13 protein-coding genes are annotated in these 16558 nt (G+C 49.8%); 7 read left to right on the top strand and 6 right to left on the bottom strand.

Translation table 11 applies throughout. The features are described from left to right. Positions 1-5: 5 nt before the first annotated feature. The 3 genes from CHB92_RS05510 to CHB92_RS05500 all read right to left on the bottom strand — a co-directional run bounded on the left by CHB92_RS05510 (position 6) and on the right by CHB92_RS05500 (position 6143). Positions 6-3929: an ice-binding family protein gene (locus tag CHB92_RS05510; protein ID WP_089318174.1), complete on the bottom strand. Its 3924-nt coding sequence runs from the start codon at positions 3927-3929 to the stop codon at positions 6-8. A gap of 463 nt (positions 3930-4392) precedes the next feature. Beyond that, on the bottom strand, positions 4393-5295 hold the full coding sequence (gene lipA / locus CHB92_RS05505) for a lipoyl synthase (protein ID WP_245842309.1): 903 nt from the start codon (positions 5293-5295) through the stop codon (positions 4393-4395). Between the two features lie 116 nt (positions 5296-5411). Then, positions 5412-6143: a hypothetical protein gene (locus CHB92_RS05500; RefSeq protein ID WP_089318173.1), complete on the bottom strand. Its 732-nt coding sequence runs from the start codon at positions 6141-6143 to the stop codon at positions 5412-5414. Positions 6144-6214: 71 nt separating this feature from the next. Between CHB92_RS05500 and CHB92_RS05495 the strand changes: the two genes are divergently transcribed. Next, on the top strand, positions 6215-6622 hold the full coding sequence (locus CHB92_RS05495) for an OsmC family protein (RefSeq protein ID WP_089318172.1): 408 nt from the start codon (positions 6215-6217) through the stop codon (positions 6620-6622). 27 nt (positions 6623-6649) lie between these two features. Here the strand turns inward: CHB92_RS05495 and ytxJ are convergent, their stop codons facing one another. The 3 genes from ytxJ to CHB92_RS05475 all read right to left on the bottom strand — a co-directional run bounded on the left by ytxJ (position 6650) and on the right by CHB92_RS05475 (position 9722). Beyond that, entirely contained in the window at positions 6650-6991 is a 342-nt protein-coding gene (ytxJ, locus tag CHB92_RS05490; protein ID WP_089318171.1) for a bacillithiol system redox-active protein YtxJ, read from the bottom strand. A gap of 24 nt (positions 6992-7015) precedes the next feature. Beyond that, positions 7016-7330 (bottom strand): hypothetical protein, encoded by a 315-nt coding sequence (locus CHB92_RS05485; RefSeq protein WP_089318170.1) that lies wholly within the window; start codon positions 7328-7330, stop codon positions 7016-7018. A 412-nt stretch (positions 7331-7742) separates the two neighbouring features. After that, the gene (locus CHB92_RS05475) at positions 7743-9722 is read right to left on the bottom strand and encodes an alpha-ketoacid dehydrogenase subunit alpha/beta (protein WP_089318168.1); all 1980 of its coding nucleotides are present in this window, start codon (positions 9720-9722) and stop codon (positions 7743-7745) included. 197 nt (positions 9723-9919) lie between these two features. Here CHB92_RS05475 and CHB92_RS05470 point away from each other — a divergent pair, with 197 nt between their 5' ends. The 6 genes from CHB92_RS05470 to CHB92_RS05445 all read left to right on the top strand — a co-directional run bounded on the left by CHB92_RS05470 (position 9920) and on the right by CHB92_RS05445 (position 16390). Continuing rightward, a complete protein-coding gene (locus tag CHB92_RS05470; RefSeq protein WP_089318167.1) occupies positions 9920-11191 on the top strand; it encodes a M16 family metallopeptidase in 1272 nt (423 codons plus the stop codon). A gap of 240 nt (positions 11192-11431) precedes the next feature. Continuing rightward, a complete protein-coding gene (locus CHB92_RS05465; RefSeq protein WP_089318166.1) occupies positions 11432-11881 on the top strand; it encodes a MarR family winged helix-turn-helix transcriptional regulator in 450 nt (149 codons plus the stop codon). Positions 11882-11943: 62 nt separating this feature from the next. Beyond that, positions 11944-12762: an aldo/keto reductase gene (locus CHB92_RS05460; protein WP_089318165.1), complete on the top strand. Its 819-nt coding sequence runs from the start codon at positions 11944-11946 to the stop codon at positions 12760-12762. A 66-nt stretch (positions 12763-12828) separates the two neighbouring features. Then, a complete protein-coding gene (locus CHB92_RS05455; protein WP_089318164.1) occupies positions 12829-13938 on the top strand; it encodes an alkene reductase in 1110 nt (369 codons plus the stop codon). 257 nt (positions 13939-14195) lie between these two features. After that, positions 14196-14681 carry a 2-C-methyl-D-erythritol 2,4-cyclodiphosphate synthase gene (gene ispF / locus CHB92_RS05450; protein WP_089318163.1) on the top strand — a complete coding sequence of 162 codons (486 nt, stop codon included), beginning with the start codon at positions 14196-14198 and terminating at the stop codon, positions 14679-14681. A 65-nt stretch (positions 14682-14746) separates the two neighbouring features. Continuing rightward, positions 14747-16390, top strand: a complete 1644-nt coding sequence (locus CHB92_RS05445) for a M28 family peptidase (protein ID WP_089318162.1) — start codon at positions 14747-14749, stop codon at positions 16388-16390. Positions 16391-16558: the final 168 nt, after the last annotated feature.

Here is a 16558-nt window from a genome sequence, read left to right as displayed (position 1 = left end):
ATCAATTAGCGGAAAATAGTAGTATAGCCTGTGTATTCTTTTACAACGCCATCGCACACTGTTACCCTTACCTTATAGAAGTAAGTACCTTGTTCCAGCCTCTTACCATTCCAGTCGTTCTGGTAATTCTTCATCTTGTACAGTTCGGATCCCCAACGGTTGAAGATGGTTACCTCGTTGTTGGTGAACTTCTCTAGGTTCTTGATTTCCCAAGTGTCATTGCGTCCGTCGCCGTTCGGGCTAAAGGCTTTCGGGAATACCAACTGACCATCGGCAAGTGAAGCATCCATGGTAGCGCTTGTTACAGGGCTGCTGCAGGTGGCATTGCTAGCCATTACCGACACTGTACCTGTTGACGCTGGATTGCTTGCCTTCACCTTGATAGTGGTTGTACCCTGACCTGAAGTGATCGTGAAACCGGCAGGCACTGTCCAGGTATATTCAGTAGCTCCTGGCACAGCTGCGATAGAGTAAGTTAAACCTTCGCACACGTCGCTGTTATCCGAGATAGGGCCTGGAGCAACTAAAGGAGCCGCTACGTTAACCGCAAGAGGAGTACCTTCTGTTGTGCCGCAGTTGTTTGTAGCTGCCACAGAGATGGCACCACCTGTGTTACCGGCGTTTACAGTTATGCTGGTTGTACCCTGTCCGGAGATGATTTCCCAACCAGCAGGCACTGTCCATGCATACGTCACGTTTTCAGCAGGATTAGAGATGGTGTAAGTAAGGTTCTGGCTGTCCTGACAAACTTCTGTGTTTCCTGTCACGCTTGGTGCTACTGGCGCTAAACGGGGTGCTACAGCAAGTGTAGAGGCAGTTCCTGTACCACACTCATTTACTACGGCTACAGAGATGTTGCCGCCTTCAGCACCAACTTCTACTGTAATGCTTGTTGTGTTCTGTCCGCTTACGATTGTCCAGGTTGCCGGTACTGACCAATCATATCCGGTAGCACCTGCCACTTCATCGATGGTATAAGTAAGGGCGCTTCCAACGCAGTCGCCTGTCTCACCAGAGATGGCTGGGGCCGCTAGCTTATCATTTATCTGTACTGCCAGTGTAGCCGGGCTGCTGCTGCCACACGAGTTGTTAGCTGTTACGCTTATGTTACCGGCAGTGCTTCCTGCTGTTACAGATACTGTCGCAGTACCCTCTCCTGCAGTGATGACCCATCCAGCAGGCAATGTCCAGGTATAGCTGTCTGCACCGTCTACTGGTTCCACGCTATACTCTACTGTTGTACCGGCACATACTGTTGTGCTTCCGTTAACAGCTGCTGGAGCCTCTGGTGCGGTAAGAGTAGTGATCACTTTTGTAGCAGCCTCAGAAGAGAAGCAGCTGTTGCTCACAACCAGTGTCAGAGTGCCACCTTGTGTTCCTGCACTTACTTCAACTGTTGCGCTGTTGGTTGCAGATGTAATTTCGAGATCGCCTGATGCAGTCCAAGCATAAGTAACTCCAGGGCCAAAACCAGACACGGAGTACACGTTGCCCGTGCTGTTCACACACACTTCGCTCGCACCCGTAATAACTGGCAGTGTTGGAGGCGTTACCACCTGCACGTTTAATGTTGCATCTGCTGTCTTGCCACAAGCATCAGTTACTGTTGCTTTAATAGAACCAGAAACAGCATCTGCACCGGCATTTACAACTACCGTATTACCATTTTGAGAAACTAGCTCCCAGCCTTCAGGCAATGTGTAGCTGTAAGTTGCTCCTGCCACCTGAGTTACAGTGTAAGTAAGGTTCTGCGTGCCAGGGCATAGGCTTGCCTGGCCGGTTAAGCTCAGGTTTAACTCTGGGCAAATTACATCAACCGGATCCTGGTCTTCGTTGTCACCTGGCTCGGTCTCCGTGTTATCACTTACAACCTTTACGCTGTTTACCAGTGAGCCTGTGGCCGTTGTTTTGAAGACGATGGTCATGGTTGTGCTCTCGCCGTTGGCAAGCTCTCCTACCAGCCACTTGTTTGTAGTCTCATCGTAAGTTCCTTTCGCAGGGTCTGCGCTCACGAAGGTAAGCCCCTGCGGGATCTGCTCCGTCACCTCCACATCCGTAGCTACGCCTGGACCGGCGTTGCTAACAGTGATGGTGTAGGAAACGTTGGCTCCTAATGCCACCTGGCTCTCATTCGCACGTTTAGTCACACTTACGTCAGCCTTTGGAGGAGTAACATCTATCGGATCCTGATCTTCGTTGTCTGCTGGGTCTGGATCTGGGTTGTCACTTACAACCGTCACGCTGTTAACTAGTGGCCCCTCGGCTGTCGTTTTGAACACGAGGGTCAGCGTTGCGCTTTCGCCGTTAGCGAGCCCGCCCACTAACCACTGGTTTGTGGTGGCATCATAAGTACCCTTCTCTGTGCTGGCACTCACGAAAGTAAGCCCCTGCGGAACATTCTCCTGCACTACTACATTTCTGGCATCACCAGGACCGGCGTTGCTAACAGTAATGGTGTAGGAAACATTGTCTCCTAAAGCCACACGGTTCTCGTTTGCCTGCTTCGAAACGCTTACGCTTGCACGTGGCGGCGTCACCTCGATCGGCTCCTTATCATTGTTGTCACCTGGCTCGGTCTCCGTGTTATCGCTTACAACCGTAACACTGTTCTCTATTGCTCCTTCGACCGTTGTTTTGAAGACGATGGTCATGGTTGTGCTCTCGCCGTTGGCAAGCTCTCCTACCAGCCACTTGTTTGTAGTCTCATCGTAAGTTCCTTTCGCAGGGTCTGCGCTCACGAAGGTAAGCCCCTGCGGGATCTGCTCCGTCACCTCCACATCCGTAGCTACGCCTGGACCGGCGTTGCTAACAGTGATGATATAAGAAACATTGTCACCCAAAGCCACACGGCTTTCATTCGCACGTTTCGTTACACCTACGTTTGCAAGAGGAGGAATAGTAGTAATAGTCTCCTCATCCTCGTTATCGGCAGGATTTGTTTCCGAGTTATACCCATCAATACTAACTCTGTTGGTAATTTCTCCGGCTTTGGTTATTTTAAAAACAAGCCTGAGAGTAGCTCTTTCGCTAATTCTAAGCTCTGCTATCTCCCAGTTGTTAGTCGTCTCATTGTAATTCCCTTTGCTAGGTTCAGCTCTTACAAACTCTAAACCCTCCGGAATGAATTCTTCTACTATTACATTCGTCGTGCTGTTTGGACCAGCGTTATAGGCTGTGATAACAAACGTTACCTCCTCACCTACAATAAACCTGTCTCCCTCCACCTTCTTCTCAACAACTAGGTCCGTTTCGATCAGGTCTGGCAACAGCACTGTGCTGGAGCGGAAGTGTACCGCGCCTTCCAAAGAGATCGCGCGGCCGGTTAGTCCGGTACCGTCATTCAGTGTAATATCTCCTTTCGCAAGGATGTTACCGAGAAAGATGTTCGTGGTCAGAGTCGTGCTGTTCTGCACTACCCAGAAAATGTTCTTAGACTGTGTACCGTTGTAAGCAATTACACCGGCGTTAGGGTTCACAGCAAAGTCACCGTCTATAATAAAGACATAGGTGGCATTTACATCTCCTTTACCGTCTAAGAACAAGGAGCGTGATAAGTCCGCATTCCCGTTCACTTTATACACCCCAGGCGCTACAGCACTTGCTCCTCCAAGTGAAGAAGAAGCCAAGACCGTGGCTGGACGCCCTTTTAGTGCATCATACAATGCGCCAGCATCCGTCAAGGCATTGGCAGCAGCTGTGTTAGCTAACTCAGTACCGCCTAATACCGTGAGTTTGCCGGCATCTTCAATCACGTCGTTGGGAGAAACGCCTAAGTCACCTCGCACAGTGGAATTCCCTGTGTTCGTGACCTTCGTTTGTGCCAGGACGGCGAACCCCCTGGCCCGGTTCAAGTTTGTTCCTGTCTGTGCAAAGCCAAGGGTGATGCCCACAGCGAGGAAAACATAGACTAATAGTAAAGATCGGATCATATTATTTAATAGTGCAAAGTGGATATTCTCTTGTTTTTGGTGTATAACTGTGTGAATATATAAATATATAAGTATATAGACAAGTATATAAGGAGCTATTTTTTTACGAAAAAATCAATTAATCGTATTAAAATATATACATTAGTTAATATTTAATTATCGCGCACCAAGCCTACGGTTGTCGCCCTAAAGGCTTAAGCCATGTACAGTACCTGCCTAAGGAAGAGCATAGTAATAGGCTAATGTAACGGAAGGCAAAAGTAACAATATTTACATATAATAAAACAATAGATTTTAATATATTAGAAATAAAATAAGTCATAGGCAAGAAGGGCCTAACAACAATACACACAGGGTTTTAAAACAGAATTAAAAAAAGTGCCCGCAGAATACTGCACAAAAGAAAAAAAGCCCGGCTACAAGATCTGTAACCGGGCTTTCTGATTTTAAGTAATAAAGAAGTTTACACGTTCACGTGGCGCTCTGCATGATAAGATGATCGCACCAAAGGGCCTGACTCTACATACTTGATGCCGCGCTTCAAGCCCTCCTCTCGGTAGTGCTCGAACAGGTCCGGGTGAATAAACTCAGCTACCTCCAGGTGCATCTTGGTAGGTTGCAGGTACTGGCCTAGTGTCAGAATATCGCAACCGTTTGCAGCCAGATCGTCCATTGCCTGGTACACCTGTTCCCTTGTTTCGCCTAAGCCCAGCATGATACCTGTTTTGGTACGCTGCCCGTACTCTTTCGTGCGGCGGATCTGCTCCAGGCTTCGATCATACTTTGCCTGCGGGCGCACACGGCGGTAAAGTTCTTTTACCGTCTCCATGTTATGCGACACCACTTCCTGCCCAGGAGAGATCATGGTGATCAAGGCATCCCAGGTTCCTTTTACATCAGGAATAAGCGTTTCAATCGTGGTAGTGGGCGACATAAGTTTCACCTGCTTTACCGTTTCGTGCCAGATAGCGGCACCGCGGTCTTTCAGCTCGTCGCGGTTTACAGAGGTGATTACGGCATGTTTCACACCCATTAGTTTGATGGCCTCCGCTACGCGGCGCGGCTCATCTTGGTCATACTCGTTCGGGCGGCCAGTGGCCACAGCGCAAAAAGAGCAACTGCGGGTACACACGTTACCTAAGATCATGAACGTAGCTGTACCTGCTCCCCAGCACTCCCCCATGTTCGGGCAGTTACCGCTTTCGCAGATGGTGTGCAGCTTATATTCGTCTACAATGCTTCTTACTTTGGCGTACTCCTTCCCAACCGGTAGTTTTACACGAAGCCAGTTGGGCTTGCGTGGCTGGCCTAAGGCGTTCAGCCCCTCGGGCTTGGCATTAGGCTGAATAACCGGAAGTGTCATCATTTCATCCATGGTACAAAGATAGGAAGTTATGGGTTAAGAGATTAGCCCTGGGTTAAAAATATAGCCAGGGCATACTTCCCCCTTTAACAGGGCAGACTTCTGAATGTTTAGCGGTGTTACTTGCGGCTGCCGTAATACAGGTTGAGGTACACAGACGTGAAGGTTTGATTGTTGTCAGCCTGTGGGATGATAACAGGAGTACTGGCAAAAGCTTCTACCAAAAAGCCAACCTCTATACCCGCAATGCTTTCGTAGTAGCGACCGTACTCAAAGCTTAAGCCAGCTTTAAAGTGCACGCCGGGCTTGATCACTGTTTCCCCAAATCCTCTGAACACATTCTCGCTTCCCAGAATGTAATCTCTGTTGGGGTGCTTTGCCGGGTCATACTGCTCTGCTCTGACCTCGTTAAAGCTTCTGCCGCCGTAGTTGTAGTTAATATAGTAGGGAACAGCAAGACCAAGGGAAGGCCCCGCCGCTACCAGCGCATTTACCTGTACGCCTGACTCAGGCGCCTTTCTGAAGAGCACTAATTCTCTGCCATAGTGTGGGCGCACCACAAACAGGTAGTTTTGCTTCCCTTCCACAAAAGAGTCGCCTGACACGATGCTATACAGCCTGTTTTCTTTAGGGTGCTTTACCTCCACAATCTCTAGCCCGCCGAACTGGTACATACCGTCTTCCATATAATACGAAGAACGCACGAATGCACCGCCAATCAGACCACCGTTTGAGTTAAAGTTAATACCATAACTCAACTCGTTCCGAAAGTTTTCGTCATCATCCTGTGCCTGGGCAGGAAAAACAGCAGCAAAAGCAAAAGCTAATAAGAGTAAAAGGTATCTAGCCACCTACTGTGTGAGTTTAAGATTATATAAAAGTAAATAACTTTACGCTGATTTCAAAAATAGAGTTAAGACCTATGGCAACAATAACAAACACGTATCAGGGCAACTTACGCACTAGCGCTCAGCACCTTGCCTCTGGCAACACGATTATTACCGATGCCCCCACAGACAACAACGGCAAGGGGGAGGCTTTCTCGCCCACTGACCTTGTTTGCGCTGCCCTTGGCAGCTGCATGATGACCATTATGGGCATAGTGGCCAACCGCAACACCATTGATATAGAAGGCACAACGGTAGAAACGACAAAAATCATGGCTGCGGAGCCGCGGCGCATTGCAGAAGTTATCCTTCAGTTCAAAATGCCTGCGGGCAAGACCTACACCGACAAAGAAAAGGCCATGCTGGAGAATGCTGCCCGCACCTGCCCTGTCGCGCTTAGCTTGCACCCGGACATAAAGCAAACTGTCTCTTTCGAATACTAGAAAGGAAAACGGCGTGGCAGGATTCTGCTACGCCGTTATGTTTTTCTTCAGAGCATCTACGCTGATGCTCATGTGTGACGTGTCGTAGGTACAAACGCCGTCCTGCAACAACAAGAGCTGGGGCGACTCGTGCCGGACCTGCAGCACTTCTGCTACCTCATTCGAAACAGGCCGGTACTTCAGCAAGTCCAGGTAATAAGGCTTTACGTGATCTACGCCCGCACCATCCCACTGCCGTTCAATTCGGGCTTTTGCCGTAGCACTGATAGAGCAGGAAGTGCTATGCTTAAAAATAACGACAGGGGTGCTCTTCGATTCTTCTATTATCTCATCCAGCTGCTCTACGCTGGTCAGGGGATGCCAATTCATGTAATACTCGTCCTTTCTCTTCTTTTAAATGTCTGTCTCTGTCTTCAACTGCTTATACTTTTTCTTCTGGAAGAGGTTCTTTAGTTTTTCGCTCAAGGTTAGCTTCTTGCTTTTCTCAGCACCTTCTCTCTTCGATACTTTTCGGCCAGCCACTCCTTTTCGAAATGTATAAGTATCGGTATTCAGATGTGTTTCTTTGTACAAGGCATCGACCTTAGCTGCCTCTTTTAATGACTGCCGCAACTCCTGCTCATGCTTGCTGTGCGATACATGGTTGATTTGAGCGGACACGGGAACGCTAAACAAGAAAAACAGCAACAAAACCAAGACTACTTTCATTACCTCACTCAAATGAATTTTGTGCTACACCTCTACTCTTTTGTAACAGGTTATACTAGTCTTTCTAAAAGTAGTTCTGTTACACCCTTACCAAATGCCTCTTTTCACCCGCCCGTTCTTGTCTTTCGGGACTTTGATTGCCTCAAGACCCTGTGAATTTCCTCCGGTTATCTTAATCTTGTTGCGCTTACTTATCGGCTTAGGGCAAGGAATAATGCCTTTCCGCTGACAGCCACTACCACCGAGCAGCATCAGGCAGAGCACAACCAGAAATAAGGGTCGAAAGTTTAGCATTGCTCCAAAGTTATATTTTTTGCTTTAAAGTAAATAATACAAAAAGCAAAATATAAACCCCGGCCCTCGTAGACCATGACTTATATTTTGCTTTTCCAGACAATTAGCTTAAAGCTTCCTAATAGTTGAGCATCGCCTCTACTTTTTCGCGCAGGCGCTGCCTTGGCAAAAACTCCTGCTCCAAAGGTGGTGCAAAAGGCACAGCAGTATCTAAACTGGCTACGCGCGAAACGGGGGCATCCAGGAACTCAAAGCAGTTTTCCCCAATCCACGCTGCTATCTCTCCACCAACACCTCCCGTGAGGGTGTCTTCATGGAGGATGATCACACGACCTGTTTTTTCCACAGCCGCCCGCACCGCTTCTTTGTCCCAAGGCAGCAGCGAGCGCAGGTCCAGTATTTCCAGGCTGGCTTCTGGTAAGTCCTGCTGCAGCTGTTTGGCCCAATGCACCCCCATGCCGTACGTGATAATTGTCAGGTCCGTGCCTTCTGCCACTGTTCTGGCCTTGCCAATCTCCACGGTGTAATAATCGTCCGGTATCTCCTGCGAGATGGAGCGGTACAGCAACTTGTGCTCGAAGTACATTACCGGGTTGGGGTCTTCGATGGCGGCATTCAGCAAGCCTTTGGCATCATAGGGCGAGGACGGATACACCACTTTAAGCCCAGGTGTATGGAAAAACCAGGCCTCGTTGCTCTGGGAGTGGAAAGGTCCAGCTGCCGTACCGGCACCTGTTGGCATCCTTACGACTACATCAGCATTCTGCCCCCAACGGTAATGGCTCTTGGCCAGGTTATTCACGATCTGGTTAAAGCCACAGGTCACGAAGTCAGCGAACTGCATCTCCACGATGCTCTTCTTCTGGCGAATCGACATACCCAAGCCGACCCCCACAATGGCAGACTCACAAAGCGGCGTGTTGCGGATGCGATCTTTCCCGAACTTATCCACAAAACCCTCCGTCACCTTAAACACGCCGCCATACTCTGCCACGTCCTGCCCCATCAATACCAGCTCAGGATAGCGTTCCATGCTTTGACTGATCGCATCAGAGACGGCATCTACGAAGCGGCGCTCTGTTTTCGCATCCGAAGCAGGCTTAGTTACCTCCTGGTGGAAGGGCTTGTACACGTCTTCCAACTCCTCCTGCCGGTTGGCCTCTGGCATTGGCTGGGCAAAAGCAGTTTGCAAACCATTCTCGATCTCTGCGCGCAGCTCTTCCTTAATGGTCTCCATGGTTTTCTGTGTCAGCACCAGCTCATCAAGCAGGTACTTCTCAAAGTTTTCCACAGGATCTTTCTTCGACCACTTTTCAAACAGCTCCTGCGGCACGTACTTTGTTCCGCTAGCCTCCTCGTGGCCGCGCATCCTAAAGCTAATTGCTTCGATGAGCATCGGCCGCGGATTTTTTCGAATGCTATAGGCCGCCTGGCGCACCGTGTCGTACACCTCCAGCACGTTATTGCCGTCTATCTGCAGTGCATCAATGCCGTAGGCAGGCCCTTTGTCGATAAAATGCTTGAACTTGAACTGTTCGTTCGTAGGGGTAGAGAGGCCATAACCATTGTTTTCGATCATGAAGATAACCGGCAGCCCCCACACAGCCGCCACATTCAGCGCCTCGTGGAAGTCCCCTTCTGAGGCGCCCCCGTCCCCACTGAAAACCAGCGTCACCTTTTCTTTCTTCTCCAACAGGTCTGCGAGAGCAATTCCATCTGCCACCGCTAGCTGCGGCCCCAGGTGCGAGATCATGCCCACGATGTGATGCTCGTTCGTACCGAAGTGGAAGGAACGGTCGCGGCCTTTGGTAAAGCCGGTAGTTTTGCCCTGAAACTGCGCAAACAACTTGTCCAGCGGCACCTCGCGGCTCGTAAACACTCCCAGGTTCCGGTGAAGCGGCAAAATGTACTCGTCTTTATCCAGCGCCATGGCTGAGCCGACAGAAATGGCCTCCTGCCCGATGCCGGAAAACCACTTGCTTACCTTGCCCTGGCGCAGCAGCACCAGCATGCGTTCTTCTATCATGCGCGGCTTCAGGATGGCCTTATACAAAGCCAGTAATTTGTCGTCTGTATAGTCTTTTCGGTTATAGTTCATTGTCAAGTGCGAAACTTCGTTATAAGGTAGCAAGTTACTATATAGGCGGGTGCTCTGAAATTTATGCCGCTAATTTTTACTTTTGTTCTTTCAGGAGAGGTTGAAAGGCTAATTTGTTAAGTGGCTTGAGGCATGGCATTTGAGTTGAAAGATGCTCCAAAGAACAAATTAACAACCCGACAGTTTAACAATGATATATGATAGACTTTAAAGAATTTACCCTCGATAACGGGCTGCGCGTAATCGTGCACGAAGACCATACAAGCCCCATGGCTGTACTGAACGTGCTATACAATGTTGGCTCCCGAGATGAAGAAGAGGCACATACGGGATTTGCCCACTTGTTCGAGCACCTGATGTTCAGTGGCTCGAAGAACATACCTGTGTATGACGAGCCGCTCCAGCGAGTAGGTGGCGAGAACAATGCCTTCACCAGCCCAGACATCACGAACTATTACCTCTCCCTGCCAGCCCAGAACATAGAAACAGGCTTTTGGCTCGAGTCGGACCGCATGTTGGAGCTGGCCTTTAGCGAAAACGGGCTGGAGGTGCAGCGCAAGGTAGTGGTGGAGGAGTTTAAGCAAAACTACCTGAACCAGCCCTATGGTGACGTTTGGCTAAAGCTGCGCCCTCTGGCTTACAAAGAGCACCCCTATAAGTGGGCCACGATCGGCAAGGATATCTCCCATATAGAAGAGGCAACGATGGATATTGTGAAGGCTTTCTTCCGGAAGCATTATTCTCCCAGCAACGCCATATTAGTTGTAGCGGGCAACGTCACGTTTGAGCGGGCAAAAGAGCTCACAGAAAAATGGTTCGGCCCTATCCCAGCCGGGGAGCGATACGAGCGTCGTATCCCGCAGGAGCCAAAGCAAACCGAGCCACGCGTGCTGGAGACAAGTGCAGATGTACCACTCAATGCCATTTACAAGGCCTACCATATGCCGAGCCGCACCCACGAAGACTACTATGCCGTGGACCTGATCAGCGACATTCTGGGCCGTGGCAAGTCCAGCAGGCTGTACAACAGGCTTGTAAAGGAACAAAAGCTTTTCAACTCTATCTCTGCCTCTGTATCCGGCTCGATCGAACCCGGGCTGTTGATTATTCAGGGTAAGTTGAACGAAGGTGTGGACCTGCAAGAGGCCAATGCAGCCATCGAGGCCATCAACCAGGAACTGATCGACCAGTGTGTGGACGAGGAGGAACTGAACAAGGTAAAGAACCAGGCGGAGACGAGCATCGTCTTTTCCGAAATAGAGCTGCTGAACCGCGCCATGAACCTGGCCTACAGTAAGCTGTTAGGAGACACCAACCTGGTGAACCAGGAAGGCGAGAAAGTACAGGTCGTTACGCCGGAAGACGTACAACGCTGCGCCAAACAAGTACTTGACCCGAACAACTGCTCTACGCTCCTTTATAAAGCAGAGAAAAAGAAGGTGGCTGAGCCTGTAGCGGAAGAAGCCTAGGTCTTTATCAAGGGCTTTTGAGCAAAGGGTAAAAGGCAGTAGATGGTCCCTTTTCCAAACAGCAAACTCTTTTAAAAGAAGCTCCGCGCTACGACAGCATACAGTAGCACGGAGCTTTTGTCTTTTATAACGGTACCGCCTGCCCGTCTTGCTCTTTCCCAAAATGCCACTCCCCTTCCGCAACCCTACACTTACAAGTTTTGTATATACAAATAAAACAACTACCTTTGCAGCACACCTATGCGGATAGAAGAGGAAATACACCAGAAGCACTTTAAAGACGACTACCGTCGGCTCATGGCTAACCTGTTGTTTACCAACAACTGGCTGAACCAGCAATTGATGCCGTTCTTTAAGGACCTGGGCCTGACGCTGCAACAGCACAACGTGCTGGCTATCCTCAGAGGGCAGCACCCGACCCCTGTCTGCTTTGGGGACATACAGGGGCGCATGGTAGACCGCAACTCCAACGTGACCCGCCTTATTGACAAGTTGATAGAAAAAGGCTACGTGACACGGGATATCTGTGCTGCCAACCGCCGGATGATTGATGTACGCATAACCGAGAAAGGACTGCAAAAGCTGCAGGAGGTGGACGAGAACTTCCCCAAATTGTTTGAACGCTTCCATAGCCTCACGAAGGAGGAAGCTGTTTTAGTGAGCAACCTGTTGGATAAATTACGCGGGTAAGCCGTTTTTTTGCCCTTACATTTGTATAAACAAATAATGTACAAACACTTATAAATATACCTATGAAAAACGTACAAACGAAAAACGCTACTGTTCCGGCATTAGGATTCGGCACTTTCCAGTTAGAGGGCAGCACAGCCCAGCGCATGGTCACAGCCGCACTGGAGACAGGTTACCGCCATATCGACACAGCACAGATGTACAATAATGAGGAAGCAGTCGGCCGTGCTATCCAGGAATCTGGGGTAGCCCGGGAAGAGGTGTTCCTGACAACAAAGGTATTGCCATCTAACCTTGCTAAAAAAGATTTCCTGCCCTCCGTAGCGCAAAGCCTACAGAAACTGAAGACAGAGCAGGTTGACCTACTGCTGATTCACTGGCCCAACCCGGAAGTTCCGGTAGAGGAGTATATAGGCGAACTCGTTAAGGCTCAGGAAAAAGGCTATACCAAACACATTGGGGTAAGCAATCATACCACTGCCCTGCTGGACCGGGTGCTGGCCACAGGCGCTAACATCATCACGAACCAGGTGGAGTACCATCCCTTTCTGAATCAGGACAAGCTGTACGCTTACCTGCGCCAGCACGACATTACGCTGACGGCTTACAGCCCGATCGCACATGGCAAGGTAATGGGTAACCCCACGCTAAAGAGCATTGGTGAGAAGTACAATAAGAATGAGGTCCAGATCACGCTGCGCTGGTTAATTCAACAAGAAGATGTATTAGCCATTCCAAGGTCTTCCAAAGAGAGCCACATGCAGTCCAACTTCAACATTTTCGATTTTGAACTGACACAGGAGGAGATGCAGCAGATAGGCAAGCTAACGCAGCAAAATAACCGCCTTATTAACCCATCCTTCGCACCGAAATGGGACTAATTGAATCTTGAATGAGTGAATAGGTACTGGACCAAGTCTTATTCCTCTGATAATAACAACTAATACATGACACAAGCACTTTTAAGACCGATAAAATTACACGACCTGGAATTGAAAAACCGGGTAGTCATGGCCCCCATGACACGAACGCGTGCCAATAACCCGGAGAAAGCCCCTACCGACCTGATCGCTACTTACTATGAGCAGCGCGCCAGTGCCGGGCTTATTATTTCGGAGGGCACCCCCGTTTCTCCACAAGGCGTGGGGTATATCAACATCCCCGGTATTTACTCAGAGGCACAAGTAGAAGGCTGGAAAAAGGTAACGAAAGCCGTGCACAACAAAGGCGGCAAGATTTTCGCCCAGTTGTGGCACGTAGGGCGCATTTCGCACCCCGATTTCCACAATGGCGAGTTACCCGTGGCCCCTTCTGCCATCAACCCGAACGACCAGGTGTTCACAGAGAACGGCTTTACCTCTACTGTTACACCACACGCCCTGACGGTAGAAGAGATTAAGCAGATCGTGCAGGACTTTAAGCACGCGGCTAAAAACGCCATAGATGCCGGATTTGATGGTGTGGAGATTCACTCATCGAATGGCTATCTTTTCCACCAGTTCTTTGTGACCTGCTCTAACACGCGTACCGATGCGTACGGGGGATCCAGGGAGAACAGAGCACGCCTCTTGTTCGAGGTTTTAGATGCGGTAAAAGAGGTGATCCCGATAGAGAAAGTTGGCGCACGCCTGAACCCCAGCATGCACAACCTGTTCGGCATTACAGTGGATGAAGAAACGATTCCGACCTTTGACTACATCATCGAAAAGCTGAATGATTACAATTTAGCTTACCTGCACCTGTCGGAGCCTTTCTCCGATGTAAGTAACGTGCCTTTTGCAGAGCCACATATTGCAAAACGCTACCGACCGCTGTACAAGGGCAACCTGATCATCAACAAGGGCTTTTCGCAGGAGGCAGGCAACAAAGTAATAGCAGACGGAGACGCAGACATGGTCGCCTTCGGCGTGCCCTTTATTTCTAACCCAGACCTGCCCATACGCTTCGAGCAAGGGGCCGAATTACAACCAGCGGACCGCAACACGTTCTACGCTAAAGGGCCGAAGGGGTACACAGACTACCCTTCTCTGGCAGAGGCCCAGCGACAAGAAGCCTAAGTCGCTTCTTCCAGTGCCAAAGGCTGTATCGATTACCCTTCTTTGCAGAAGGTACAGGCCTAAGCCGAAGGCGCTTTTACATATATACCTGTAAAGCCAGTCCCCATCCAGGGGCTGGCTTTTACGTTTGCTGTTAAAGCACAACCGGCTCAAAGCTCAAAAAACGAGCCTGCTTTAGGCCGCATTCGTTATTTTAGTTAGATTTACTTTTTATCTTCTCCGCCTAGTGCGGTACTACCTGTTTTTTTACACCTACTATGAAGTTAAAAATACGAACAGGCTTTGGCTACGACGTGCACCAGCTAAAAGAGGGGCTGGACTTCTGGCTGGGCGGCATTAAAATCCCCCACACGCACGGAGCGCTCGGCCACTCTGATGCTGATGTGCTGATCCACGTTATCTGTGATGCCCTGCTGGGTGCCGCCAACATGCGCGACATTGGCTTCCACTTCTCTGATAAGGACCCCAAGTACAAAGGCATCGACAGTAAAATACTGTTAAAGGAAGTGGCACACTTATTGGCTATGGAAGGCTACGAAATAGGCAACATCGACTCAACGGTATGCCTGCAGGAGCCAAAGGTGAACCCGCACATCCCGGCCATGAAGGCTTGCCTGGCAGAGGTACTGGGCATCCCGGAGGAGGACATCTCCATAAAAGCCACGACCACAGAACACCTGGGGTTTGTGGGGAAGAAAGAAGGAGTAGCCGCCTTTGCGACCGTCCTTATCCAAAAGCAGTAAAAGGATAAACGGCACCAACAGAAAAGCTCAACTTATAATAAACAAACCTTATCTAAAACTAAACTATGAGACATAATGTCTATGCCTACTTCCTGCTAGCCGCACTCGGGTTCGGCTGTGCCGGAAGGCCATCCGCCACCAACCCTATCACTGATTCTGCGAAACTAAGCGAGGCAGCACCCAAATATGCCAGCACCATTACAGCAGATGACCTTTCAAAGCACCTGCACATTATCGCATCTGACGAGTACATGGGCCGCAATACGGGGGAGAAAGGCCAGAAAATGGCAGCAGAGTATATTTCCCGTGAGTTCCGGGAGGATGGTTTGACAGGACCTGTGCAGAACAGCACGACGAGCCCGTACTACCAAACCTTTGACCTGGAGAAAAGCGTGTGGGGCGAAGGCTACCTGCGCGTAGGCAATGAAAAGTACCTGATGATGCAGGACTTCTTTGTGCTGGGCAACTCTCCGTTCCAGACCGAGCAGGCAGTGGATGTGGTATTTGCCGGCTATGGCATTGATGATCCGAAGTACTCTGACTACAACAACCTGGATGTAAAGGATAAGGTAGTGGTGGTACTCGCAGGAGAGCCCAAAGACCGCCAGGGCAATTTCCTGATCAGCGGCACCGATAAGGCCTCCGACTGGGGCAACGACTACCGGGCCAAGCGTAACGCCGCCACTAAGAACGGAGCGAAAGCAGTTCTGATCGTGACAGGCACTAACCCCGGGGAATTCAACAGCCTGACACAGCGCTATAAGGCCTACGCCAGCCGCCCTTCTATTAGCCTGAAGAATGATCAAAGCAACCCTTCAGCCGCCTCCATTTACATTTCTCCTGTAGCGGGAGCTGCTTTGCTGGGCACCACCACCGATAAGCTTTTTGATTACGGCAACCTGGTAACCCAGGCAGGCAAGCCCGTTGCGGCAAACTTTACAGGCGTAAAAGACGTGAAGATAAAGACAGAGCGCATTGCTACGCCTCTACCTACTGAGAACGTGCTGGGCTTTGTGGAAGGCACAGACAAGAAAGACGAGGTAGTGGTAGTAACAGCGCACTACGACCACGTAGGCGTAGACTCTACCCTGACAGGTGATCAGATCTTTAACGGCGCGAATGATGACGGATCGGGCACTGTTGCCGTACTGGAAGTAGCCGAGGCCTTTGCCAAGGCAAAGCAGGAAGGCTACGGACCGCGCCGCAGTGTGCTGTTTATGACTGTAACGGCAGAGGAAAAAGGACTGCTGGGCTCTGAGTACTACTCCGAGAACCCTGTCTTCCCGCTAGAGAACACCGTTGCTAACGTGAACATCGACATGATCGGACGCACTGACTACGATCATGAGAAGACTGGCAATGACAACTATATTTATGTGATCGGTGCTGATAAGCTGTCATCGGAGCTGCACGCCATAAACGAGGAGGTAAATGAGAAGTACGTGAACCTGGACTTGGATTATACTTACAACGATGAGAATGATCCAAACCGCTTTTACTACCGCTCAGACCACTACAACTTTGCCAAGCATGGTATTCCGATCGTGTTCTACTTTAACGGGGTGCACGCCGACTACCACAAGCCAAGCGACGAGGTGGACAAGATCAATTTTCAGAGCGCTGAGAAAGTAGCCCGACTGGCGTTCCACACGGCATGGGAGCTGGCTAACCGCGAAAACCGCATCGTGGTAGACAGCAACAAGAAGTAAGACATGGAGAGTTGGTAACCATACAGGTAGTCAGCGAACTAAACGTAAAAGCGACAAAAGCAGCAGTTCTTTTCGGCAATTAAACCACAAAAGGTTGCTGTTAGCTTAACGGCTCTATTAGCTTTCAGAAAAACACCCTAACTTTAAGGGTGTTTTTTCTTTTTTAAG

Origin of the sequence: Pontibacter ummariensis (assembly GCF_900188175.1) — a bacterium.
Classification (GTDB): domain Bacteria; phylum Bacteroidota; class Bacteroidia; order Cytophagales; family Hymenobacteraceae; genus Pontibacter; species Pontibacter ummariensis.
This window is presented reverse-complemented; position numbering and strand designations above follow the sequence as displayed.